Raw genomic sequence first — 22,893 nt, 5'->3', positions numbered from 1 at the left:
AGCCGCAGCGCGCAGCACCTGATTCGTACGCGCAGCACAGAGCATTCAGTAAGCCCCGGCCGCCTGGCGGCCGGGGCTTACTGCTGTCTGTCCCGTGCCTGTCTGTCCCCTGCTTGTCCGTCCCCTGCTTGTCCGTCCCCCGACTTGCCTCAGGCCTCGGCGGGGAGTTCCAGCACCACCTTGGTGCCGCGTTGCGGCGCCGCGACCATGTCGAAGGTGCCGGCCAGTTCGCCGACCACCAGCGTGCGGACGATCTGCAGGCCCAGATTCCCCGCCCGCTGCGGGTCGAAGCCTTCCGGGAGCCCGCGTCCGTCGTCCTGGACGGTGATGATCAGCTTGTCCCGGCCGGCCGTCGCTCCGACGTCGACCGTGCCGCTCTCCCCCGGGCCGAAGCCGTGCTCCAGCGCGTTCTGCAGCAGTTCGGTGAGGACCATCGCCAAGGGGGTGGCGACCTCGGCGGTCAGGATGCCGAAGCGGCCGGTGCGGCGGACCGTGACGAGTCCTGGCGAGATCTCGGCGACCATCGCGAGCACCCGGTCGGCGATCTCATCGAACTCGACGCGTTCGTCGAGGTTCTGCGACAGCGTCTCGTGCACGATCGCGATCGAGCCGACCCGGCGGACCGCTTCCTCCAGCGCCTCGCGCGCCTTGTCCGAATCCATCCGCCGGGCCTGCAGCCGCAGCAGCGCGGCAACGGTCTGCAGATTGTTCTTCACCCGGTGGTGGATCTCCCGGATGGTGGCGTCCTTGGTCATCAACTCGCGCTCGCGGCGCCGCAGTTCGGTGACATCGCGGAGCAGCACCAGCGAACCGATGTGGGTGCCCTTGGGCCGGAGCGGGATGGTGCGCAGCTGGATGACGCCGTCGCCGCCCTCGACCTCGGTCTCGCGGGGCGCCCAGCCGCTGGCGAGCGTTACCAGCGCTTCGTCCACCGGGCCGCGGGCGGGGGCGAGTTCGGCGGTGGCCGCGCCGAGGTGCAGGCCGACGATGTCGGCGGCCAGGCCCAACCGGTGGTACGCGGAGAGCGCGTTGGGGCTGGCGTACTGCACGACGCCGTCCGCGTCGAGCCGGATCAGGCCGTCGCCGGCTCGCGGCGAGGCGTCCATGTCGACCTGCTCGGCGGGGAACGGGAAGGACCCGGCCGCGATCATCTGCGCCAGGTCCGAGGCGCTCTGCAGATAGGTGAGCTCGAGCCGGCTGGGGGTGCGGACGGTCAGCAGGTTGGTGTTGCGGGCGATGACGCCCAGCACCCGGCCCTCGCGGCGGACCGGGATCGACTCGACCCGGACCGGGACCTCCTCGCGCCATTCGGGATCGCCCTCACGGACGATCCGGCCCTCGTCGAGCGCGGCGTCGAGCATGGGGCGGCGGCCGCGCGGCACCAGATGGCCGACCATGTCGTCCTGGTAGGACGTCGGCCCGGTGTTCGGCCGCATCTGGGCGACCGAGACATAGCGTGTGCCGTCGAGGGTGGGCACCCACAGGACGAGGTCGGCGAAGGACAGGTCGGAGAGCAGCTGCCACTCGGAGACCAGCAGGTGAAGCCATTCGAGATCGGAGTCGTCGAGGGCCGTGTGCTGGCGTACGAGGTCGTTCATGGAGGGCACGAGTGCGAGCGTACAGGCCCATTCCCGCCATTCGTGCCGCGGCTTTTTCCGTCGATACCGGCGACCCCATGGACAACGGCGAATGGTCTAGTCCACAATGGGCCGACAGACCTCCATCCTCCCCGCACAGGAGGATGGAACGAGGCCAGGCGTTCTCTGCCCTGACTACGCCGCGGCCTCACCGGTCGGCCCTACTGGGCCACGGGGAACCGCACACCCCGTCGGCCACGGTGTCGACAGCAGCTCCGGGCTGCGGTGCTGGAAGGGCTGAGGGTCCCTTCCCGGCGCCGCGGCCCGTGGCGTTTTCCGGGGTGTTCCCCGGCGTGCCGCACCCGCACCGCACAGATCCCCGGAAGGCCGGGTCGCGCGATGCGACGGGGCGTTCCGGGGATCCGCGGCCGTCAGTGGGTCTCGGTCACCTTGGCGAGAGCTCTCGGGGCGTCGGGGTCCTGGCCGCGGGCGATGGTGACCTCGTAGGCCAGCATCTGCAGGGGCAGGATCTCCAGGATCGGCTGGACCTCCTCGGCGACGCCGTGCGTCGGCAGGGCGAAGCCCGCGGAGGCGGCGTCCACCTGGGCCTGCGGGCCGATGACGACCAGGTCGGCGCCGCGGCCGCGCAGCCGGTCGAGGACCGGCTGGAGGGCCTCGCCGCCCTTGCCCTCGGTCACGATGGCGATGACCGGCGAGATGTTGTCGACCATCGCCAGCGGACCGTGCAGCAGGTCGGCGCCCGAGTACGCCAGGGCCGGGATGTAGCTGGTCTCCATCAGCTTCAGCGCGGCTTCCTTCGCGGTCGGGTAGCCATAGCCGCGCGAGGTGATCACCATGCGCTCGGCGAAGCGGTAACGGCCGGCCAGCGCCTTGACCTCGGCGCCGCGCGCCAGGATCTGCTCGGCCAGCTCCGGCAGCACCTTGGCGGCCGAGCCGTCCCCGCCGCGCAGGCCCTCGACGAAGAGATAGAGGGCGAGCAGCTCGGCGGTGTACGTCTTGGTCGCCGGCAGCGCCTTCTCCGGACCGGCCAGCACATCGATGTGGAACTCGGAGACCTCGGCGAGTGGGGACTCCGGGTTGTTCGTCACCGCGAGGGTGACCGCACCGGCCTCGCGTGCCGCCCGGGTGGAGGCCACCAGGTCCGGCGAGCCGCCGGACTGGCTGACGGTGATGACCAGGCAGTCCGTCAGGTCGGGCGTCGCGCCGTAGGCGGTGGTGGTGGACATGGAGGTCAGGCCCGCCGGCTTGCCGAGCAGCACCTCGATCAGATACTTCGCGTACAGCGCCGCGTTGTCGGATGTGCCGCGCGCGGTGAGCAGCACGAAGCGCGGGCTGCGCGCCGCGATCTGCTCGGCGATCTCGCGGATCCGCGGCGCGCCACGCTCCAGGATGCGCCGCAGGACGGCAGGTTGTTCGGCCATCTCACCGGACATGATCCGGCCCGGCGTACGGGACTGCTGGGCCGGAGTCGTGGCGGTCATGCGGTGGGCCTCCAGGCTGTTGCGTATCTCCTCCGCGCCGGTCAGGCCCCGGCTTCCTTGCCGGCGATGACCTCCGCGGCTGCTCGCCCGCACACGCGGGCCGCGCCGTGGGTCGCGATGTGCAGCGCACCGGACGGCGGCGCCTGAGGCACTCCCATCTCCACCACGACCGTGTCGGGCCGGGCGGCGAGCAGGGCGTCCAATGCGTCGGCCATCCACTGGTGGCGGTGGACGTCGCGGACCACTGCGACGATCCTACGGTCGGACGCGGACTGCAGCACTTTCGCGCAGAGCGCGGGCACACCACCGTCGGCGGCGTCCGCCTCCCGGAAGGTGCCGGTCACGGTGCCCGGCAGCAGCCTCTCCAGTTCCGCCGCCACGCCCCAGGGTGTCTCCGCGCCGACCGCGATGTTCGCCACGGGGGTGAAGGCGGCCACGTACGGAGCGGTCGCGATCGGTACGTACTCCTCCGTCCGGGTCACGCGCACGGCCCTGCGGGCCGCGATGAGGCCGACCTCAGGGTCGGGTGCGGTCCCCTCCGCCGCACCCGACCGCTCGGCCGTCCATGCCGCGAGGAGCCGCACCCGGGCGGCCGCGTCGGCGAGCCGCTCCGCGGGGAGGTCGCCCTCGCGCACCGCGCGCACGATGGCGTCGCGGAGTCGCAGCACGGTGTCCTCGTCGGCGAGACCGCCGCCGACGCAGATGGCGTCGGCGCCGGCCAGCAGCGCCATGACGGTGCCGCGCTCGATGCCGTAGGTCGCCGCGATGGCCTGCATCTCGATGCCGTCGGTGACGATGAGGTCGTCGTAGCCGAGGCCGCCCTCCGCGACGGGCGCGCGCAGCAGCCCGTTGAGCGCGCTGGGGCTGAGCGTGGCCGGCCGGTCGGGGTCGAGGGCGGGCACCAGGATGTGCGCGCTCATCACGGCCTTGGTACCGGCGGCGATGGCGGCCCGGAACGGCACCAGTTCGCGGTCCCGCAGGGTCTGCAGCCCGACCTCGATGTTCGGCAGCGAGTGGTGGGAGTCGACGGCGGTGTCGCCGTGGCCGGGGAAGTGCTTGGTGCAGGCCGCCACCCCGGCGGACTGCAGCCCCGTGATGTACGCGGCGGTGTTGCGCGCGACGAGGTGCGGGTCGGAGCCGAAGGACCGTACGCCGATCACCGGGTTGCCCGGGTCGGAGTTGACGTCGGCGGACGGCGCCCAGTTGAGGTTGACCCCGCAGATCGCGAGCCGGCGGCCGAGTTCCGCCGCCACCTCCTGCGTCAGGTCCGGGTCGTCGACCGCGCCGAGCGCGAGATTGCCGGGGAACGACGATCCGGTGCGCGCTTCGAGGCGGGTGACGTCGCCGCCCTCCTCGTCGGCCGCGACCAGCACGTCAGGGCGTACCGCGCGCAGTTGCGCGGTGAGCGCGGACAGCTGCTCGGGCGATTCGATGTTCCGGGCGAACAGGGCCACGGAGCCGAGGCCTTCGGCGAGCCGGCGCAGCAGCCACTCGGGCGCGGTGGTCCCGATGAATCCGGGCTGCAGGACGGCGAGCGCGTCCCGCGTGAGGGTGTCGGGGGCGGAGTCGGCAGTAATGACGGTCATCCCTTCACCGCCCCGGCGGTCAGACCGGAAGCGACCTTGCGCTGGACCATGACGAAGAAGATCACCACGGGCAGGGCCACCAGGATCGAGCCCGCCATCAGCGCGCCGAAGTCGGTACCGCGCTGCCCGGTGAAGTTCAGCAGCCAAATGCTGAGGGTGTACTTGTCGTTGTCCTGCAGGAGGACATACGCGAAAAGGTATTCGTTCCAGGCCGTCATCAGGGCGTAGATCGAGGCGGCGACGAGGCCGGGGGCGAGCAGCGGGAAGACGACCCGGCGGAATGCGGCCATCTGGCTGCAGCCGTCGACCATGGCCGACTCCTCCAGCTCCTTGGGGATGTTGACGATGAATCCGCGGAGCATCCACACCGAGAAGGGCAGCGTCGTCGCCGCGTACACGACGATGACACCCCAGTACTGGTTCAGCCCGCCCATGTCGTTGAGCTGGATGTAGATGGGGATCAGCATCGACGTGCCGGGGATCATCTGGATCAGCAGCAGCGTGATCATCAGACCGCGGCGGCCCCAGAAGTGGAAGCGGCCGAGGGCGTAGGCGGCGAGCAGGCCGACGCCGATGGCGATGACGACGCTGAACAGCGAGATGATCACGCTGCTCTTCACGTTGTCCCAGAAGTTGGGCATGTCCATCGCCCGCTGGAACTGGTCGAACGTGATCGAGCTCGGCCACAGCTTCTGGTGGTAGCTGAGGATCTCGGTGCTGGGCCGCAGCGCGGTGATGACCATCCAGTAGACCGGGAAGCCCATCACCACGAAGGTGAGCAGGCCGAGGATGTTCCAGCCGGTGCGGTTCTTCTTCTTGCTCTGGTAGGTGACCTTGGCGGCGGTACTCACTCGACCTCTCCGATCTTCATCAGCTGGCGCAGGTAGTAGACGGAGACGCCGGACAGCATCACCACGGTGATGATGGAGATCGCGGCACCCGTGCTGAAGGAGTTACTGGTGAACGCCTGGGTGAAGGAGTAGAGGCCAAGCAACTGGTAGTCCGGCTCCGGGTGGTTGTTGCGCATCAGCAGCACCTGGCCGAGCACGCCGAAGTCCCAGATGATCGACAGCGTGGTGGTCATGACGAAGACCGGCTTGATCACCGGGAAGGTGACGAACCGGAAGATGCCGAAGCCGTTGGCGCCGTCGATCCTGGCCGCCTCCTCCAGCTCCTTGGGCACCTGGGTGAGCGCCGAGTGAAGGCTGATGGCGATGAACGGGATCGCGGCCCAGACCACCAGGGCGGCGATGATCGCCAGACCCGAGTTGGGGTCGAGGAACCAGTTGTGCCCGGCGTAGTCGACCCCGGGCAGCTTGCTGAGCAGCTGGTTGACCAGGCCGTAGTCCGAGTCGAACATGAACTTGAAGACCGAGGTGGAGACCAGCAGCGGCATCGCCCAGACGGCGACCATCGCGCTGGTGATCATCACCCGCACCCATGCGGAGACCCGCTGCAGCAGCATCGCTATGAGCAGCCCGAGCACCATGGTGAAGAAGACGCAGACGGCGACGAAGACGACCGTACGGATGAACACGTGCCAGAACTCGGAGTCGCCGAGGATCTTGGTGTACTGGTCGAGGCCGACCCACGGCGGCGTCGTGCCGCCCCACAGGTTGTTGCGCCGCATGTCCTGGAACGACAGCACCACGGTGTCGATCAGCGGCCAGCCGAGCACGCCCGCCATGACCACCAGGGCCGGGGTGATCAGCAAGTACGGCAGGGTTCTGTTCTGCCGGGTGGCCGACCGGCGGCGGATCCCCCGCCCGGATGCGGGCCGGTCCGGTGCCGGGCTCTGTGGCAGGCCCAGCTCCAACGGCTCGGTGGCATGCGTGTCGGCGGCACTCATCTCGCTGACCTTTCTTCGTCGTCCATGCCGGGTGCGGGAGCGGACGGCCCACCACCGTGGACCGTCCGCTCCCTCAGCGCCTGTCTCCCCGCCCGCGGGACGGGGCCTGGGGTCAGGAGGCGTTGTTGATCAGCGAGTTGATCTTGTCGTCGGCAGCCTTGGTGGCGTCCGCGATGGACTTGCCCTTGATGATGTCGAGAAGCATGTTCTTCAGGACGTTCTGCTTCTCGATGGTGGCCCAGCCCGGCGCGATCGGGGTGAACCAGGCGTCCGGCACCGCGTTGGCGATCGGCGCGGTGGCCGGGTCGCTCTTCAGCGGCTCCAACTGCTTGGTGTTGTTCGGCAGGATCTTCTTGCCGGCCAGCACGGACTCGGACTTCTCACTGGTGAACTTGGCGATCCACTCCTTGGCGAGGTCCTGGACCTTGGACTTGCCGACCACGGCGAGGTCCGAGCCGCCGATGAAGGACGGCAGGGCCTTGCCGTTCGGGCCGGGCATGCCGGCCGTCTTGATGGCGTCCTTCAGCTTGGGGTTGCCGGGCGCCTTCGTGTCGACGACGCTGCCGGACTCCCAGCCGTTGCCGTAGATCAGCGCGGTCTTCTCCTGGGCCATGACCGCGGCGTGGTCCGCCTCGTCCTTGGTCTTGTCGCCGTGGTTGTACTTGGTGACCAGGTCGATGAAGTGCTTGAGGCCTTCCTGCGCCTCGGGGGAGTTCAGGGTGCCGGTCCACTTGCCGCCGTCGTACTTGGCGATCTGGCCGCCGTACGCCTTGACGTAGGACATGGCCGCGTACCAGTACTCGCCCGGCAGGTAGAGCGGCGAGTACGCCTTGTCGGCGCCCTTGGCCGTCTGGATCTTGTCCAGGGCGGCGGTCAGGTCGGCCTCGGTCTTCGGCATGTCGGCGGAGCCGGTGGCGGCCTTGAAGACATCGGCGTTGTAGATCGCCACACGGGCACCGGCGTAGTACGGCACGCAGTAGAGCTTGCCCTGGTACGAGCAGGTGTCCTCGAGGCCCTTGATCCACGTGGCCGAATTCTCGAACTTGGTCTTGTCGACCTCGGTGAGGGCACCGTTGAGGATGTAGGTCATGGTCTCGGTGTTGCCGAGCTCGACGACATCCGGAGCGCTGGAACCGGAGAGCGCGGCGTCCAGCTTCTGGACCTTGTCGCTCCACTGCTGGTACTGCACCTTGACGGTGACGTTCGGGTACTTCGCCTTGAACTCGTCGTTGACGCTCTTGACCAGCTCGGGCCAGGTGCTCTGTGCGTCACTCATGAGCCAGACGGTCACGGTGTCCTTGCGGTCCGCCGGCTTCGCCGCGTCATTGGCCTTCGTGCCGCTGCCACAGGCCGCGACGCCACCGATCATGGTCGCGACACCGATTGCCGCGATGAGCTTGCGCTTCATGCCACCCTCCTCAGGATGCCCGAAACCACCCCCCACCGCCCGAAAAGTCGGCTGCCGCGAGACACGGCAAATGCCGCGTCCTGCTTGTGGGTCTGGGATTGGTCTTTAATGGTTTAGACCAGTGAGCGCAGCTTGGCCTAGACCTTTAGGGGTGTCAAGGGTGTATAAGAAGCGCTGTCGGCTCTGTTATCGGACCGACACCTGAGGGGGACGTCACCTGCCTGCGGCCCCCTGGACCACAGCAGCCCGTGCCACCATGTGAGCCGCGATAGACGGAGGAGCCGGTGACGGCAGCACGACAGCAGTCGGGAGTAGACGTCATGGACAGCGACGGGGGCGGCGGCACGCCGGCATCGGACGTGCCGGAGACGGCGGGTGCCGCCGGGCGCACCGCGCGTGTGCCCAAGTACTACCGCCTCAAGCGGCATCTGCTGGACATCACGCAGACCATGCCGCCCGGCACACCGGTCCCGCCCGAGCGCACGCTCGCGGCGGAATTCGACACCTCCCGCACCACCGTGCGGCAGGCCCTGCAGGAACTGGTCGTCGAAGGGCGGCTCGAACGCATCCAGGGCAAGGGCACCTTCGTCGCCAAACCGAAGGTCTCCCAGGCCCTGCAACTGACCTCGTACACCGAGGACATGCGCGCCCAGGGTCTGGAGCCGACCTCGCAGCTCCTGGACATCGGCTACATCACCGCGGATGACCGGCTCGCCGGCCTCCTCGACATGAAGACCGGCGGCCGCGTCCTGCGCATCGAGCGGCTGCGGCTCGCCAACAGCGAACCGATGGCGATCGAGACCACCCATCTGTCGGCGAAGCGCTTCCCCGCGCTGCGCCGCAGCCTCGCCAAGTACACCTCTCTCTACACGGCGCTGGCGGAGGTCTACGACGTACGGCTGGCCGAGGCCGAGGAGACCATCGAGACCTCGCTGGCCACCCCCCGCGAGGCGGGCCTGCTCGGCACCGACGTCGGCCTGCCGATGCTGATGCTGTCCCGGCACTCCATCGACACCACGGGCGAACCGGTCGAATGGGTGCGTTCCGTCTACCGCGGCGACCGCTACAAGTTCGTCGCCCGTCTGAAGCGCCCCACCGCCTGAACCCCGGCCGGCCGCGGCTCGACACCCGGGTGATTCCCGCACGATTCGCGGCATACCCCCGCTGATCCCGTTCTCGTCCGGGATCGACTCCGTACCGATATACGGACCGGTAGTGACGCGTGGCGGACCGCTGCCCTAGATTTCCTGCGCATTCAGCAGGAGATTCGCTCTAGGGGACGGAGCCGAGAAGATGTCAGCACCACCGCCCAACACGCCCAATACGCCCGGTACGTCCAGCCGCACACCGGTCGTCACACCTTCGCGTGTGGTGGCCGGTGTATGCCTGGTCATCCCGTTCGTCGCGATGCTGTGGGTCGGTTCCTACGCGCGGCTGACGCCGGAGTTCATCGGCATCCCGTTCTTCTACTGGTACCAGATGGCCTGGGTGTTCATCTCGGCCGGACTGACCACGATCGCCTACCTCCTGGTCCGCCGTGAGGAGCGCGCACGCAAGGGGGCCGCGAAATGACCGGTGGCGTGACGGTGTGGCGCTCGGCGTCTTCATCTTCTTCTTCGTGGCGGTCACCGCCATGGGTTTCCTGGCGGCCCGCTGGCGCCGCGCGGACAACGCGCTCAGCCTCGACGAATGGGGTCTTGGCGGCCGGAACTTCGGCACCTGGATCACCTGGTTCCTGCTCGGCGGCGACCTCTACACCGCGTACACCTTCGTCGCCGTCCCGGCGGCGATCTACGCGGCGGGCGCGGCCGGATTCTTCGCGGTGCCCTACACGATCATCACGTACCCGCTGGTCTTCCTCTTCCTGCCGCGGCTCTGGTCGATATCGCACAAGCACGGCTACGTGACGTCCTCGGACTTCATCCGCGGCCGCTTCGGCTCCAAGGGGCTGTCGCTGGCCATGGCCGTCACCGGCATCCTCGCCACGATGCCGTACATCGCGCTGCAACTCGTCGGGATCCAGGCGGTTCTGGACGTGATGGGCGTGGGCGGCGGCGAGAACGCCAGCTGGTTCATGAAGGACCTGCCGCTGCTGATCGCGTTCGGCGTGCTCGCGGCGTACACGTACTCCTCCGGGCTGCGCGCGCCCGCGATGATCGCCTTCGTCAAGGACGCCCTGATCTACATCGTCATCGCGGTGGCGATCATCTACATCCCGTACAAGATGGGCGGATTCGACGCCATCTTCGCCAAGGCGGGCAAGGCGTACTCGACGGTCAACCCGGCGACCGGGAAGCCACGCGGCTCCCTGGTGACCGGACCCCAGGCGCAGTGGGCGTACGCGACCCTGGCGCTCGGCTCGGCCATGGCGCTGTTCCTGTACCCGCACTCGGTGACCGCGGTGCTCTCCAGCAGAAGCCGCAACGTCATCCGCCGCAACACCACCATCCTGCCGCTGTACTTGCTGATGCTGGGCCTGCTGGCGATGCTCGGCTTCATGGCGCTGGCGGCCGGTGTCGGCGTCGGGGTCAAGGGCTACAACCCGCAGACGGCGATCCCGCAGCTGTTCGAGAACATGTTCCCCGACTGGTTCGCGGGCGTGGCCTTCGCCGCGATCGGCATCGGAGCGCTGGTGCCGGCGGCCATCATGTCGATCGCCGCGGCGAACCTGTTCACCCGCAACATCTACAAGGACTTCATCAAGCCCGACGCGACCCCCGCGCAGGAGACCAAGGTCTCCAAGCTGGTGTCGCTGCTGGTGAAGGTCGGCGCGCTGGTGTTCGTCCTCACCATGGACAAGACGGTGGCGATCAACTTCCAGCTGCTGGGCGGCATCTGGATCCTGCAGACCGTCCCGGCGATCGTCGGCGGCCTGTTCACCCGGTGGTTCCACCGCTGGGCGCTGCTGGCGGGCTGGGCCGCGGGCATGTTCTACGGCACCTGGAAGGCGTACGACACGCCGAGCGCCACCCAGGACCACTTCGGGAACACCAACCTGATCCCGTACATCGGTGAGAAGGGCTACATCGGCCTCACCGCCTTCGTGATCAACGTCGTGGTGGCGGTCGTCCTCACCTTCGTGCTGAAGGCCCTCAAGGCGCCCGACGGGATAGACGAGACCTCTCCCGCGGACTACACCGCCGACTCCGGCGAGCCGGGCGTCAAGGAGGAGCTGCCGCTGCCGGCCCACTGAGCCGGCCGTACCCCTCGGGCCGGGGACCCCGTGTCATGCGCTCCGCGCCGGCACCGGGTCCCTGAACGTCCGGCGGTAGGACTGCGGGGTCGTGCCCACCCACTGGGCGAAGTGGTGGCGCAGTGTGGCCGCGCTGCCGAAGCCCGCGCGGGAGGCGATCGCGTCCATCGTCTCGTCCGTCCCCTCCAGCAGCTCGCGCGCCAGCAGCACCCGCTGGCCGAGCAGCCAGCGGTACGGCGTGGTGCCGGTCTCCTGCTGGAAGCGGCGCGCGAAGGTACGCGGCGACATATGGGCGCGGGCGGCCAGTTCCTCGACGGTCACCTCGCGGTCCAGATGACGTTCCATCCAGCCGAGCACCCCGCCCACGGTGTCGCACTGGCCGCGCGGCAGCGGCCGGTCCACGTACTGCGCCTGACCGCCCTCCCGGTGCGGCGGCACCACCATGCGCCGGGCGATGCCCGTGGCCACCGCGCCGCCCTGCTCCTTGCGGACCAGATGCAGACAGGCGTCGATGCCGGCCGCCGTCCCGGCCGACGTGATCACCGGATCGTCGTCCACGTAGAGCACATCCGGCTCGACCCGCGCCAGCGGGAAGCGGCGCGCGAGCCCCTCCGTGTGCCGCCAGTGAGTCGTGCAGCTCCGGCCGTCCAGCAGCCCGGCCGCGCCCAGCACGAACGCCCCCGAGCACACGCTGAGCACCCGGCCGCCCCGCTCGACGACGCCGCGCAGCGCGCGCAGCAGCTCCGGCGGATACTCCCGGTCAGGGAAGTCGCAGCCCGCCGGAACGGCGATGAGATCCGCCTCCTCCAACCGGTCGATTCCGTACGGAGTCGTCACCGTCATGCTGTTGTGCATCCGCACCGGGGACGACCCGACCGCCACGACGGCGAAGTCGTAGACGGGCAGCCCCTGCTCACTGCGGTCGATGCCGAACACTTCGCACACGACGCCCAGTTCAAAGGCGTGACCACCGTCCATCAGGACCACTGCCACGTTCTTCAGCATGCTCCGAGCATCTCACTTGGCAGGAATTTGCGGTAGTGCGTCAGTCCTGCCACTGCCGCCGCGCGGCGGATCGGACGACAGTAGACGCATGAACACCTTCCTCGGCCTGGTGGCCGCCACCGCCCTGTTCCTCCTCCTCGCACTGCCGGCCCTGATCGGATTCCGTGTCGAACTCCGCATCTCCCGCCAGATCCGCGCCGCCAGGGCGGCGGAACGCCGCCACGAGGAGCAGTCCGCCCCCACCCGGAGCACCTTCAGCCCGATCGCCTGAGACCACCGCACACCTCCAGCGACGCACCACACCAGACACAACATCTGGGGTTACCTCCGCGAGGCGCCACTAGATGTATGCTCAAGCCCGCTGTCCGCGCAGGGGAAGCCGGTGAGAATCCGGCACTGCCCCGCAACGGTGAGCGGTCGTGCCTGCGCACGCCCGCACAGTCCGGCCACCTGCCGACGGCGCACCCGGTCCAGCCTTCCGGGTGCAGTGTTGTCCGGGCCTCGCGGGTTGGGCCGGCGGACGCGACATGGCACACACCTGTCCTGATGCGGTGTGCCCGAACGCGCCTGCTCCTCCCCTCGCGACGCCGTCGCCGCGTACGAGGGAGAGAGCACCAACGTGACCATCGCGCCCGCAGCCCCCGCTTCAGCAGGAACCATCCTGCTGCACACCCTGACGGATCTCACCGCCGACCTCCCGGACACCGACCCCGGCCGGGTCGCCGCGGCCGCGCTCCGCGGCCGCAACGCCGGATCGGACGAGGCCGAACTGCGGTCGCTGGCCACCGAGGCCGCCGCCGGGCTGATCTCCGAGGACCCGCAGTACAGCCGCCTCGCGGCCCGTCTGCTCTCCCGGGCGGTCGCCGACGAGGCGGCCGGACAGGGCGCGGTCTCCTTCTCCGCCTCGATCGCCGTCGGGCACCGCGAGGGCCTGATCGCCGACGCCACGGCCGAGTTCGTCATGCTGCACGCCGCGCGCCTGGACGCGATGATCGACGAGACCGCCGACGACCGCTTCGAGTACTTCGGCCTCCGTACGCTGCACAGCCGCTACCTGCTCCGGCACCCGATCAGCCGCCAGGTCATCGAGACCCCGCAGCACTTCCTGCTGCGCGTCGCCTGCGGCCTGGCCGAGGACCACTCGGTCCGGGCCCTCGTCGAGGTCGGCGAGCTCTACGCGCTGACCAGCACCCTCTCGTATCTCCCCAGCTCCCCCACACTCTTCAACTCCGGCACCCGGCACCCGCAGATGTCGTCGTGCTACCTGCTGGACTCGCCGCTCGACGAGCTGGACTCGATCTACGACCGCTACCACCAGGTCGCCCGGCTGTCGAAGCACGCCGGCGGCATCGGCATCCCGTTCAGCCGGATCCGCTCGCGCGGCTCGCTGATCCGCGGCACCAACGGGCACTCCAACGGCATCGTGCCGTTCCTGCGCACCCTCGACGCCTCCGTCGCCGCCGTCAACCAGGGCGGACGGCGCAAGGGCGCCGCCGCCGTCTACCTGGAGACCTGGCACGCCGACATCGAGGAGTTCCTCGAGCTGCGCGACAACACCGGTGAGGAAGCCCGGCGTACCCACAACCTCAACCTCGCGCACTGGATCCCCGACGAGTTCATGCGCCGGGTGGACGCCGACACCGACTGGTCGCTCTTCTCGCCCTCGGACGTGCCGGAGCTGGTCGACCTGTGGGGCGGGGACTTCGACGCCGCGTACCACAAGGCCGAGTCCGCCGGGCTGGCCATCAAGACCATCCAGGCCCGTCAGCTCTACGCCCGGATGATGCGCACCCTCGCGCAGACCGGCAACGGCTGGCTGAACTTCAAGGACTCCGCCAACCGCACCGCCAACCAGACGGCGCTGCCCGGCAATGTCGTCCACTCCTCGAACCTGTGCACCGAGATCCTGGAGGTCTCCGACGACGGCGAGACCGCCGTCTGCAACCTCGGCTCGGTCAACCTCTCCGCCCACCTGGGCGCCGACGGCGAGATGGACTGGGAGAAGCTCGACGCCACGGTCCGCACCGCCGTCACCTTCCTGGACCGCGTGGTGGACATCAACTTTTACCCGACCGGGCAGGCCGGCGCGTCGAACTCCCGCTGGCGGCCCGTCGGCCTGGGCCTGATGGGCCTGCAGGACGTCTTCTTCAAGCTGCGGCTGCCCTTCGACTCCGCCGAGGCGCGGACGCTGTCCACCCGTATCTCCGAGCGCATCATGCTCGCCGCCTACGAGTCCTCCGCCGCCCTCGCCGAACGGCACGGCCCGCACCCGGCCTGGGAGCAGACCCGTACCGCCCAGGGCGTCCTGCACCCGGACCACTACGACACCGCCGACTCGCTCTGGCCCGAGCGCTGGGCCGCGCTGCGCGCCCGGATCGCGAGGACCGGCATGCGCAACTCGCTGCTGCTGGCCATCGCGCCGACCGCGACGATCGCCTCGATCGCCGGCGTGTACGAGTGCATCGAGCCGCAGGTCTCCAACCTCTTCAAGCGCGAGACGCTGTCGGGTGAGTTCCTCCAGGTCAACTCCTACCTGGTGGACGAGCTCAAGGGGCTCGGCGTGTGGGACGCCCAGTCCCGCGAGGCGCTGCGCGAGTCCAACGGCTCCGTCGAGGGCTTCAACTGGATCCCGGCAGAAGTGCGGACCCTGTACCGCACCGCCTGGGAGCTGCCGCAGCGCGCCCTGATCGACATGGCCGCGGCCCGCACCCCGTACCTGGACCAGAGCCAGTCGCTGAACCTCTTCATGGCCTCGCCCACCATCGGCAAGCTCAGCTCGATGTACGCGTACGCCTGGAAGCAGGGCCTCAAGACCACCTACTACCTGCGCTCGCGGCCCGCCACCCGGATCGCCCGCGCCGCCGCGGCCGCCCCCGCCCCCGCAACCGTCCCCGTCCCCGTCCCCATCCAGCAGACGAACGACGACGCCGTCGCCTGCTCCCTGGAAAACCCCGAGTCCTGCGAGGCCTGCCAGTAATGACCACCCCCACCAAGCAGAAGCACCTCCTCGACCCGGGCTTCGAACTCACCCTGCGGCCCATGCGCTACCCGGAGTTCTACGAGCGCTACCACAACGCGATCAAGAACACCTGGACCGTCGAAGAGGTCGATCTGCACTCCGACGTCTCCGACCTCGCCAAGCTGTCCCCCGGCGAGCAGCACATGATCGGCCGCCTCGTCGCCTTCTTCGCGACCGGCGACTCGATCGTGGCCAACAACCTCGTGCTCACCCTCTACAAGCACATCAACTCCCCCGAGGCCCGCCTCTACCTCTCGCGCCAGCTCTTCGAGGAGGCCGTGCACGTCCAGTTCTACTTGACGCTGCTCGACACCTACCTCCCCGATCCCGATGACCGGGCCGCCGCCTTCGACGCCGTCGAGAGCATCCCGTCCATCCGCGAGAAGGCGCGGTTCTGCTTCAAGTGGATGGACTCCGTCGAGAAGATCGACCGCCTGGAGTCCAGGTCCGACCGCCGCCGCTTCCTCCTCAACCTCATCTGCTTCGCGGCCTGTATCGAGGGGCTCTTCTTCTACGGCGCCTTCGCCTACGTCTACTGGTTCCGCTCCCGCGGCCTGCTGCACGGTCTGGCGACCGGCACCAACTGGGTCTTCAGAGATGAAACCGGCCACATGGACGCCGCGTTCGCGTTCGTCGACACCGTCCGAACGGAAGAGCCCGATCTCTTCGACGATGAACTCAACCTGCAGATCACCGACATGATCCGCGAGGCCGTCGAGGCCGAGCTCCAGTTCGCCCACGACCTCTGCGGCGAGGGCCTGCCCGGCATGAACACCGCGTCCATGCGCGAGTACCTCCAGTGCGTCGCCGACCAGCGCCTCGCCCGGCTGGGCATCGCCCCGGTCTACGGCTCGGAGAACCCCTTCTCCTTCATGGAGCTCCAGGGCGTCCAGGAACTGACCAACTTCTTCGAACGCCGCCCCTCCGCCTATCAGGTGGCGGTCGAAGGCACCGTCGGCTTCGACGACGACTTCTAGGCCCTAGACCTCGCGTCCCCCGGTCAACGCGTAAGGGCCCCGCTCCAGGGTGAATTCCAGGAGCGGGGCCCTTACGCGTCGGCGAGCGCGGCGGTCAGTCGTTGGGGACCGTTTCGAACTTGGGGGTGGCCTCGGCCATCTGCCGGAGGACGTCCTTGCGGTCGCGCTTGGAGAGGCGGTCGATGTAGAGGTAGCCGTAGAGGTGGTCGGTCTCGTGCTGGAGGCAGCGGGCGAAGTAGCCGGTGCCCTCGACGGCGATGGGGTTGCCCTGCAGGTCCTGGCCGCGGACGATCGCGTAATCGGGGCGGGCCAGCTCCATGTAGGCGCCGGGGACCGAGAGGCAGCCCTCGTTGGAGTCGTCGAGAACGCGCCGGTCGGCGGGGATCTCGTCGAGTACGGGGTTGCAGACGGCACCGGTGTGGCGCCGGCCGTCGTCGTCGGGGCAGTCGTAGACGAAGACCTTCAGATCGACGCCGATCTGGTTGGCGGCGAGGCCGACCCCCTCAGCGGCCTTCTGGCTGGCGAACATGTCGTCCACGAGAGCGGCGAGATCGCCGTCGAACTCCGTGACGTCCCGGCACTCCTTGTGGAGCACCGGATTGCCCACCACGGTGATCGGCCGGGCCGTCCCGCGCTCGCGGTGCGCCAGCTCGCGCGCCTCGGCGTCCGTCATGTCGTCGAGGAACTCCGACGACTCACCGTGGACGTGCTGGTCCTGCTGCTGCTCGGTTTCCTGCTGCGACATGTTCCGCCGTACGCCTTCCCGGTACCGTCATCGACCCGTCAAGCGTACGGGGCCGCGCAAGGTCAGCAGACCTCCTCCAGATCACGCCAGTCCCGGGTGTCGGGACTGTCGGCGATCCAGCCGTCGAGAAGGCCGCGGACCAGGGCGGCGGGCGCCGCTATGCCGCACTCGCGTTCGGGGACCCACTGGGCGCCCGCGCTGCGGTGGCTGAGGTGGCCGGGATGGCCCGGTTCGCTGTGGTCGTGGGGGTCGCGGGAGGTCATGGTGCCGTCGTCGGTGGGCATCCGGCTCTCGGAGCAGGTGCGGCACAGCAGCCGCACGGAGGACGACCAGTCCTCGGCGGCGAAGCCGGCGTCGGCGGCGAGCCGCTCCAGGGCGTCCCGGTCGGCCGCGGTGGCGGCCTCCAGCAGCACCAGCCAGGTGGGAACCGGCGAGGGGGCCCACAGCTCGATCTCGTCGAACACCGGGTACACCGACCTCTCGGAGCCCTCCGCGGTGGCCCGCTCACCGTGCGGTACGCCGTCGTGCAGGACGACCTCGCCCCAGCGGCGGCCGGACGACGGCAGCGGGATGCTGAGGACCTCGACCCGGGCCGGGTCCAGCCGGCGGCCCCAGACGACCTCGGCCTCGCCCTCCGGCGACAGCCGTACCGCGGCGCTGCCCAGCGCCAGCCGCACCGCTTCCTCGGAGACGCTCTCGGCGGAGCCGGACGGCAGCCGCAGGCCGTACGCCTGCCAGGCGCGGCGGGCCAGCGGCCAGTCCTGCAGGGCGGTGGCGGCGATGCCGAGGTTCCACCAGTCCGGGGCGCCGGAATCGCGGTCCAGGAGGGCCACGGCGCGCAGCCCGGCGGTGCGGGCCTGCTCCCAGTCGTGGCGGAATTTGTGCAGCAGCGCGAGGTTGTACCAGGACTCCGACAGCCAGGGCTCCATGTCGGCGGCGCGGGTGAGCAGCGCCCCCGCGTCCTCGTAGCGCCCGTCGCTGATGAGCGAGAACGCGCGGTCGGTGGCCTGCCGCCACGTAGTGGAGGGCCGGTGCCGCACTCTGCCGAAGATCCTCACGATTCCCGCCTGCCTGCTCAGCCGATCACGGCCAGAACGTCGCCTTCCCGCACCACGTCCCCCTCGGACACCTTCAGCCCGGTATCGATTCCCGGCATCTCGGTGGGTACCGGGATTTTCTTCTTCACCGCTTCCAGGATGACGACGGTCCCGCCCTCCCGCAGATCGTCCCCCCGCTCAGTGACAACCTTCCACACTTCGGCCGCCGCCTCAGCCCGGATTTCGCTGCTCATCACTTCTCCTTGCCATCCCCAGCCGCATCCAACCATGCCGGTCGGGAGAGCCGCTCATTACCGTCCGGTTCGCGACCGGGCACCCGGCTCCCTCCCTCACGGGCTCCCCCACCGGCTCCCCCGCGGGCGAGAACCCGGGTCAGGGCGGCGACAACGCCCGGATCGTAGTCGTGGGCGGTGGCCAGCCGCAGCCGTTCCACGGCCGCCAGCCGGCGCTCGAGGCCGGCTTTCTCCCCGGTCAGATCCTCGTACGCGTTGACGGCGCGGACGATGCGGCCGGCAAGAGGCTGTTCACGGTACGGATCGGCCTGGCGCTCCACGATCACGGCCACTTCGGCGGGCACGCCGGTCTGCCGGACCACCACACCCCCAGGAGCGCGATACGGCGCCGTTCCGCCGGTTCCAGCGGCTCGGTGGCCCCGCCGGGGAGGGGATCGACGAGGGACAGCTGGCCGATGTCGTGCATGAGGGCCGCGTACTCCAGGAGCAGCAGCTCGCGCTGCGCCATCCCCAGCTCCCGGCCGACCTCCCCGCTCAGCGCGGTGACCCGGCGCGCATGCCCCACCGGGGTGTATCCGGCGACCTCGGTGGCGCGGGCGAGGGAGGCGATGGTCTGCCGGTAGGTGGCCCGGATCGCGGCGTGGCGGCGGAACGAGACCTGCGTGAGCAGCAGCGGGAGGCTGAGGACCGGCAGGGCCCACAGCCCGGCCACCCCGACCGCGAGGGCCATCACCACCCCGCCCGCGCAGACGGCGGAGCCGATCGTGGGCAGGGCGCGCAGCTGGTCGCGGAGTACGGGTGCGAACGGGTAGCCGGTCCTGGCGGCGACGAGCGCGGCGGCCAGCACCGCGTCGCACAGGGCGGTGAGCGCGAGCAGCGCGAACAGGAACAGCGCGTAGAGCGGGTCGGGGTCGAAGAGGCGCTCCAGCAGGCCGGAGTTGTAGAGCGGTTGGAAGCAGGTCGCCGCGAAGGCCACGGCGAGGACGCGGCGGGCGGCCGGGTGTCGATGGTGTCCCCGGCGTCGGCCGTCCTGGCACCGGGCGCTCCGGGGCCCGGCGCCGGGCTGGCGGTGCGGCCGGTGCCGCCGGTGCGCCCCGTGTGACCGGTGCCGCCGGTGCCGCCGGGGGCCGCTCCAGGGGATCGTCGCGCGGGCCCGTCACGGACGGCATTCCCGGCCGGAGGCGGTCGTCGCCCGCTCGGCGGGACACTGAACCGGCAGGGCCACCCTCCGCGGGCCGCTCCGGAGGATCGTCGCCCGGGGCCGTCACGGACGGCGTTCCGGGCCGGAAGGGCCGGAAGGGCCGGAAGCGGTCGTCGCGCGGCCGGCAGCACGCGGAACCGGCAGGGCCGGCCCGGGGGCGCCGGGCACCGGGACCTGCTCCGTCCCGTCGGGCCCGTCGGCCGTCGCCGTGGGGGTCCATCCGTGCCGGCCGAGAGCGCTGACCAGCGCGGTGACCATGACCGGGTCGAACTGAGCTCCGGCGCAGCGGCGCAATTCGGCCAGTGCCTCGTCGACGCCCCTGGCGCAGCGGTAGCTGCGGGTGGAGGTCATGGCGTCGAAGGCGTCGGCGACGGCGACCACGCGGGCGAATTCGGGGATCCGGTCACCGGTGAGCCCGAAGGGATAGCCGCTGCCGTCGATACGTTCGTGGTGGTGCAGGATCGCGGCGCGGGCCTCGCCGAGGAACGCGATGCCGCGCACCACCTCATGGCCGTACTCCGGGTGCAGTTCGATCACCCGGCGCTCCTCGGGGGCCGCGCACAAGGCGGCGACGAGCAGGACCGCCGCGATGTGGGCGCGGGCCGCCGGGGGCAGGGTCCGCGGGCCCGGCAGGATATCCAGCACCTTGCCTCCTCGGCACGCGACAGGCGCGGCTCAGCCCCCGTTGAGTTCTCGGAGGATAGAGCCGCGCCCGTCGGGCAGGAGGCCGATGTGCGGTATGCGCGGAATGGGCCTGTCGCGAGTCACCCCTACGGGTGAGCTTCGGCTCCGCTCCCGGCGATGATCTCCGGTACCTGTTCCGGCACCGGCACGATCTCGCCGGAACGGATCAGTTCGATCCGCGTCATGACCTTCGACCGAAGGTCGGTGGGAACGTCGTCATGACCGCAGCAGCGCTTGACGAGCTTCTTCACCGCTTGTTCGAGGCCGTACTTCTCCAAGCAGGGGTGGCACTCGTCGAAGTGTTCCCTGAACTTGGCGCAGGCGTCGTCGGACATCTCTTCGTCGAGATACTCATAGAGGTGGTCGAGTACCTCGGAGCAGTCCGTCTCGTGTGCGTTGCCGCAGCTCATGTCCCTGAGCCCTTCTCGTCTCCCGCGCCGGCCGGGACGAGCCCTCGCTCACGGGCGTAGTCCTCGAGCATCGAGCGCAGCTGGCGCCGCCCGCGGTGCAGTCGGGACATCACCGTGCCGATGGGTGTCCCCATGATGTCGGCGATCTCCTTGTACGCAAAGCCCTCGACGTCCGCGAGATAGACCGCGATACGGAATTCCTCGGGGATCGCCTGCAGCGCCGACTTCACGTCGGAGTCCGGCAGGTGGTCGAGTGCCTGGGACTCGGCCGACCGCAGGCCGGTCGACATGTGCGACTCGGCGCGTGCGAGCTGCCAGTCCTCGATCTCCTCCGAACCGCTGCGCAGCGGTTCGCGCTGCTTCTTACGGTAGGAGTTGATGAAGCTGTTGGTGAGAATGCGGTAGAGCCACGCCTTGAGGTTCGTGCCCTCACGGAACTGATGGAAGGACGCGTACGCCTTCGCGTACGTCTCCTGCACCAGGTCCTCGGCGTCAGCCGGATTGCGGGTCATCCGCAGCGCGGCCGAGTACATCTGGTCGAGGAAGGTGAGGGCGTCACGCTCGAAGCGCTCATTGCGCTCGGCGGAGCTCTCCTGTGCTTCCTCGCCGGCCGTGCCCGCAGCACCTGCTGTGCTGTCGTCGGTGCCGGTGACCGGAACCACCTCCTCCAGAACGGTCACGGGCCCAAAACCGGACCCGCTTGGTTCGGAGGATATCCCGCCGGAGATCGGCGTGCCGGACGTGCCGGTCCTGCCGCCTGTCGCAGGCCACTGGGCCCAGTCCAGGTAGGGCGCCTGCGCCTTCGCGTTCGCGCGCGGCTGGCATGCGGCTGAAACCATGCGGCTGCCTTCCTCACTCTGCACTCTGCGTTTTCGTACCGGTGATCCGGACAACGCAGAGATTCCGGCCGTCATTCCCGGGCGTTCGCGTGGCCGAGCGCGGCCAGCCAGTCACCGACGCCGTCCGTGATGACGGAGAGCGCGTCCTGCTGGGAGAGTTCCGCCTTCTTCGGGACTGCGAAGCCGTGGTCGGCGTACGGCACCGCGACGATCTCCGTTCCTGCGGGGAACTCCTCCGGCGGCCCGAACGGATCGCGCCCGCCCTGCACCACCAGCGTCGGGACGCCCGCCCCCAGCAGCTCCGCGGCCCGGGACTTCTCGGGCCTGCCCGGCGGGTGGAGCGGGAAGGACAGCGCCAGCACGGCGGCGGCCCCCAGCTCCAGGGCCGTACGGCAGGCCACCCGGGCCCCCGCGCTCCGGCCGCCGGCGATCACCGGAAGCCCGCGTTCCGCCAGGACCGGCCACAGCGCCCGCCACGCCACGTCCAGCGTCTTCGGGGCGGGCGCCACCTTCTTCCCCGCCACCCGCCACGGCTGCTCCACCAGCGCCACCGTCACTCCCCGTGCGGGCAGCGCGGCCGCCAGCGCGGCCAGATCCCGCGCCTCGATCCCGCCACCGGCGCCGTGTCCCAGCGCCAGTACCGCCCGCGCGTCGCGCCCGCCGTCATGCCACGTCACGCGGGCCTCGCCCGCCGGTGTCCCGATCACCCGGCCCATCCTGCCGCCCGCGGAGGGCGGAACGGGGACCGGGACGCGGTTCAGAAGAGGGTTTCCTCCGCCGGGGCGGCGAGGGCGCAGGTCAGGTGCGGGCCGTTGTTCTGCACCTTGCTGACCTCCGTGCCGACCGGGTACGCCCGCATCAGCCCCGGTGGCGGAACCGCGAGCAGGCCGCGGAGCTCGTCGGGATCGGTCACGGCCGGATCCAGCCAGGCGTCCCAGCGGTCCGGGGTCAGGACGAGCGGCATCCGGGGGTGGATGTCGGCCAGCGACGCCGGGCCCTCGCCGTCGAACCCGGCCAGCGGGCTGCTCTCCGCCTCCGTCGTGATGACCGTGCAGGTGGACCACCACGCCTGCGGGTGGTCGTCGGGCAGGGTCCGGTCCCGCCAGAACTCGTACAGCCCGGCCATCGCCATGACCGAGCCCTGTTCCGGGGTCACGAAGTACGGCTGCTTGCGCGCCCGCTTCTTCTTCCCCTGCTCCTCCAGCTGCCGCTCGTCCTTCGCGGTGACCCACTCGTAGTAGCCGTCCGCCGGTATGAGGCAGCGGCGGGCGGCGAAGGGCCGGCGGAACGACGGCTTCTCGTGGACCGTCTCCGCCCGCGCGTTGATCATCTTCGCGCCGGCCTCCGGCGTCTTCGCCCACGACGGCACCAGCCCCCACCGCAGCACGCGCAGCTGCCGCACCGGCCCGTCGGAGCCCGAGCCCTTCACCGGCCGCTCCAGTACCGCGTACACCGACTTCGTCGGTGCCACATTCCAGTCCGGCGCCAACTCCTCCTTCGGATCCCACTGTTGGACCTCGAAGAGAGCCGCCAGATCCCCGGGTTGCCGGCTCGCCGCATATCGTCCGCACATGAGTGCCAGACTGCCACGGCACTCCGACATGGCG

General features: G+C 69.9%; 20 protein-coding genes, 2 pseudogenes and 1 riboswitch. Of the genes and pseudogenes, 6 read left to right on the top strand and 16 right to left on the bottom strand.

The window, feature by feature from the left end; genetic code table 11:
• Nucleotides 1-149: 149 nt before the first annotated feature.
• The 6 genes from QMK24_RS17395 to QMK24_RS17370 form a co-directional block, all read right to left on the bottom strand.
• Nucleotides 150-1,598, bottom strand: coding sequence for a sensor histidine kinase (locus QMK24_RS17395; protein ID WP_283467042.1), 1,449 nt, complete (start codon nt 1,596-1,598; stop codon nt 150-152).
• A gap of 410 nt (nt 1,599-2,008) precedes the next feature.
• Entirely contained in the window at nt 2,009-3,079 is a 1,071-nt protein-coding gene (locus tag QMK24_RS17390) for an SIS domain-containing protein (protein ID WP_283467018.1), read from the bottom strand.
• 41 nt (nt 3,080-3,120) lie between these two features.
• Nucleotides 3,121-4,665 carry a glycoside hydrolase family 3 protein gene (locus QMK24_RS17385; protein ID WP_283467017.1) on the bottom strand — a complete coding sequence of 515 codons (1,545 nt, stop codon included), beginning with the start codon at nt 4,663-4,665 and terminating at the stop codon, nt 3,121-3,123.
• Nucleotides 4,662-5,516, bottom strand: coding sequence for a carbohydrate ABC transporter permease (locus QMK24_RS17380; protein WP_283467014.1), 855 nt, complete (start codon nt 5,514-5,516; stop codon nt 4,662-4,664). The genes QMK24_RS17385 and QMK24_RS17380 overlap by 4 nt, the downstream gene beginning before the upstream one ends.
• On the bottom strand, nt 5,513-6,514 hold the full coding sequence (locus tag QMK24_RS17375; protein ID WP_283467013.1) for a carbohydrate ABC transporter permease: 1,002 nt from the start codon (nt 6,512-6,514) through the stop codon (nt 5,513-5,515). Before QMK24_RS17375 ends, QMK24_RS17380 begins: the two co-directional genes overlap by 4 nt.
• Nucleotides 6,515-6,626: 112 nt before the next feature.
• Nucleotides 6,627-7,922 (bottom strand): extracellular solute-binding protein, encoded by a 1,296-nt coding sequence (locus QMK24_RS17370; protein ID WP_283467011.1) that lies wholly within the window; start codon nt 7,920-7,922, stop codon nt 6,627-6,629.
• 320 nt (nt 7,923-8,242) lie between these two features.
• Here QMK24_RS17370 and QMK24_RS17365 point away from each other — a divergent pair, with 320 nt between their 5' ends.
• The 3 genes from QMK24_RS17365 to mctP all read left to right on the top strand — a co-directional run bounded on the left by QMK24_RS17365 (nt 8,243) and on the right by mctP (nt 11,115).
• Nucleotides 8,243-9,025 carry a GntR family transcriptional regulator gene (locus QMK24_RS17365; protein WP_283467010.1) on the top strand — a complete coding sequence of 261 codons (783 nt, stop codon included), beginning with the start codon at nt 8,243-8,245 and terminating at the stop codon, nt 9,023-9,025.
• Between the two features lie 190 nt (nt 9,026-9,215).
• Nucleotides 9,216-9,494 (top strand): DUF3311 domain-containing protein, encoded by a 279-nt coding sequence (locus QMK24_RS17360; protein WP_283467009.1) that lies wholly within the window; start codon nt 9,216-9,218, stop codon nt 9,492-9,494.
• 16 nt (nt 9,495-9,510) lie between these two features.
• Complete coding sequence (gene mctP / locus QMK24_RS17355) at nt 9,511-11,115, top strand: monocarboxylate uptake permease MctP (protein WP_502962510.1); 1,605 nt, start codon at nt 9,511-9,513, stop codon at nt 11,113-11,115.
• 33 nt (nt 11,116-11,148) lie between these two features.
• Here mctP and QMK24_RS17350 read toward each other — a convergent pair whose 3' ends face one another.
• The gene (locus tag QMK24_RS17350) at nt 11,149-12,120 is read right to left on the bottom strand and encodes a helix-turn-helix domain-containing protein (protein WP_283467007.1); all 972 of its coding nucleotides are present in this window, start codon (nt 12,118-12,120) and stop codon (nt 11,149-11,151) included.
• Nucleotides 12,121-12,208: 88 nt separating this feature from the next.
• Here QMK24_RS17350 and QMK24_RS17345 point away from each other — a divergent pair, with 88 nt between their 5' ends.
• The 3 genes from QMK24_RS17345 (at nt 12,209) to QMK24_RS17335 (ending at nt 16,116) form a co-directional block, all read left to right on the top strand.
• A complete protein-coding gene (locus tag QMK24_RS17345; protein ID WP_283467005.1) occupies nt 12,209-12,391 on the top strand; it encodes a hypothetical protein in 183 nt (60 codons plus the stop codon).
• 102 nt (nt 12,392-12,493) lie between these two features.
• Nucleotides 12,494-12,571, top strand: a riboswitch (cobalamin riboswitch).
• 168 nt (nt 12,572-12,739) lie between these two features.
• Entirely contained in the window at nt 12,740-15,097 is a 2,358-nt protein-coding gene (locus tag QMK24_RS17340; RefSeq protein ID WP_283467039.1) for a ribonucleoside-diphosphate reductase subunit alpha, read from the top strand.
• On the top strand, nt 15,097-16,116 hold the full coding sequence (locus QMK24_RS17335) for a ribonucleotide-diphosphate reductase subunit beta (RefSeq protein ID WP_283467004.1): 1,020 nt from the start codon (nt 15,097-15,099) through the stop codon (nt 16,114-16,116). Before QMK24_RS17340 ends, QMK24_RS17335 begins: the two co-directional genes overlap by 1 nt.
• 94 nt (nt 16,117-16,210) lie before the next feature.
• Here the strand turns inward: QMK24_RS17335 and def are convergent, their stop codons facing one another.
• The 9 genes and pseudogenes from def to QMK24_RS17290 all read right to left on the bottom strand — a co-directional run bounded on the left by def (nt 16,211) and on the right by QMK24_RS17290 (nt 22,859).
• Nucleotides 16,211-16,861, bottom strand: a complete 651-nt coding sequence (def, locus tag QMK24_RS17330) for a peptide deformylase (protein ID WP_283467003.1) — start codon at nt 16,859-16,861, stop codon at nt 16,211-16,213.
• Nucleotides 16,862-16,923: 62 nt separating this feature from the next.
• Complete coding sequence (locus QMK24_RS17325; RefSeq protein WP_283467002.1) at nt 16,924-17,919, bottom strand: tetratricopeptide repeat protein; 996 nt, start codon at nt 17,917-17,919, stop codon at nt 16,924-16,926.
• A 17-nt stretch (nt 17,920-17,936) separates the two neighbouring features.
• Nucleotides 17,937-18,152, bottom strand: coding sequence for a biotin/lipoyl-binding carrier protein (locus tag QMK24_RS17320; RefSeq protein ID WP_283467001.1), 216 nt, complete (start codon nt 18,150-18,152; stop codon nt 17,937-17,939).
• A pseudogene (locus QMK24_RS17315) lies at nt 18,152-19,176 on the bottom strand (HD domain-containing protein); the annotation flags it as partial. The gene QMK24_RS17320 and the pseudogene QMK24_RS17315, both read right to left, overlap by 1 nt.
• 240 nt (nt 19,177-19,416) lie before the next feature.
• A pseudogene (locus tag QMK24_RS17310) lies at nt 19,417-19,905 on the bottom strand (HD-GYP domain-containing protein); the annotation flags it as partial.
• Nucleotides 19,906-20,123: 218 nt separating this feature from the next.
• The gene (gene rsrA, locus QMK24_RS17305; protein WP_283467000.1) at nt 20,124-20,447 is read right to left on the bottom strand and encodes a mycothiol system anti-sigma-R factor; all 324 of its coding nucleotides are present in this window, start codon (nt 20,445-20,447) and stop codon (nt 20,124-20,126) included.
• Nucleotides 20,444-21,109 carry a sigma-70 family RNA polymerase sigma factor gene (locus tag QMK24_RS17300; protein WP_374117423.1) on the bottom strand — a complete coding sequence of 222 codons (666 nt, stop codon included), beginning with the start codon at nt 21,107-21,109 and terminating at the stop codon, nt 20,444-20,446. The genes rsrA and QMK24_RS17300 overlap by 4 nt, the downstream gene beginning before the upstream one ends.
• A 248-nt stretch (nt 21,110-21,357) precedes the next feature.
• Entirely contained in the window at nt 21,358-22,002 is a 645-nt protein-coding gene (locus QMK24_RS17295; protein WP_502962511.1) for an alpha/beta hydrolase family protein, read from the bottom strand.
• Between the two features lie 41 nt (nt 22,003-22,043).
• Nucleotides 22,044-22,859: an SOS response-associated peptidase gene (locus tag QMK24_RS17290; RefSeq protein ID WP_283466995.1), complete on the bottom strand. Its 816-nt coding sequence runs from the start codon at nt 22,857-22,859 to the stop codon at nt 22,044-22,046.
• Nucleotides 22,860-22,893 lie beyond the last annotated feature (34 nt).

It is taken from the genome of Streptomyces sp. PH10-H1 (assembly GCF_030063355.1).
Taxonomy (GTDB): domain Bacteria; phylum Actinomycetota; class Actinomycetes; order Streptomycetales; family Streptomycetaceae; genus Actinacidiphila.
Note: the sequence above shows the minus strand (reverse complement) of the source record. Positions and strands in the feature narration are given on the sequence as shown.

Coding starts and splice junctions, on each gene's coding strand:
- QMK24_RS17370 (WP_283467011.1), bottom strand. CDS start 7,922: ATGAAGCGCAAGCTCATCGCGGCAATCGGTGTCGCGACCATGATCGGT.
- QMK24_RS17295 (WP_502962511.1), bottom strand. CDS start 22,002: ATGGGCCGGGTGATCGGGACACCGGCGGGCGAGGCCCGCGTGACGTGG.
- QMK24_RS17290 (WP_283466995.1), bottom strand. CDS start 22,859: ATGTGCGGACGATATGCGGCGAGCCGGCAACCCGGGGATCTGGCGGCT.
- QMK24_RS17395 (WP_283467042.1), bottom strand. CDS start 1,598: ATGAACGACCTCGTACGCCAGCACACGGCCCTCGACGACTCCGATCTC.
- def (WP_283467003.1), bottom strand. CDS start 16,861: ATGTCGCAGCAGGAAACCGAGCAGCAGCAGGACCAGCACGTCCACGGT.
- QMK24_RS17360 (WP_283467009.1), top strand. CDS start 9,216: ATGTCAGCACCACCGCCCAACACGCCCAATACGCCCGGTACGTCCAGC.
- QMK24_RS17365 (WP_283467010.1), top strand. CDS start 8,243: ATGGACAGCGACGGGGGCGGCGGCACGCCGGCATCGGACGTGCCGGAG.
- QMK24_RS17390 (WP_283467018.1), bottom strand. CDS start 3,079: ATGACCGCCACGACTCCGGCCCAGCAGTCCCGTACGCCGGGCCGGATC.
- QMK24_RS17320 (WP_283467001.1), bottom strand. CDS start 18,152: ATGAGCAGCGAAATCCGGGCTGAGGCGGCGGCCGAAGTGTGGAAGGTT.
- QMK24_RS17375 (WP_283467013.1), bottom strand. CDS start 6,514: ATGAGTGCCGCCGACACGCATGCCACCGAGCCGTTGGAGCTGGGCCTG.
- QMK24_RS17335 (WP_283467004.1), top strand. CDS start 15,097: ATGACCACCCCCACCAAGCAGAAGCACCTCCTCGACCCGGGCTTCGAA.
- QMK24_RS17350 (WP_283467007.1), bottom strand. CDS start 12,120: ATGCTGAAGAACGTGGCAGTGGTCCTGATGGACGGTGGTCACGCCTTT.
- rsrA (WP_283467000.1), bottom strand. CDS start 20,447: ATGAGCTGCGGCAACGCACACGAGACGGACTGCTCCGAGGTACTCGAC.
- QMK24_RS17345 (WP_283467005.1), top strand. CDS start 12,209: ATGAACACCTTCCTCGGCCTGGTGGCCGCCACCGCCCTGTTCCTCCTC.
- QMK24_RS17385 (WP_283467017.1), bottom strand. CDS start 4,665: ATGACCGTCATTACTGCCGACTCCGCCCCCGACACCCTCACGCGGGAC.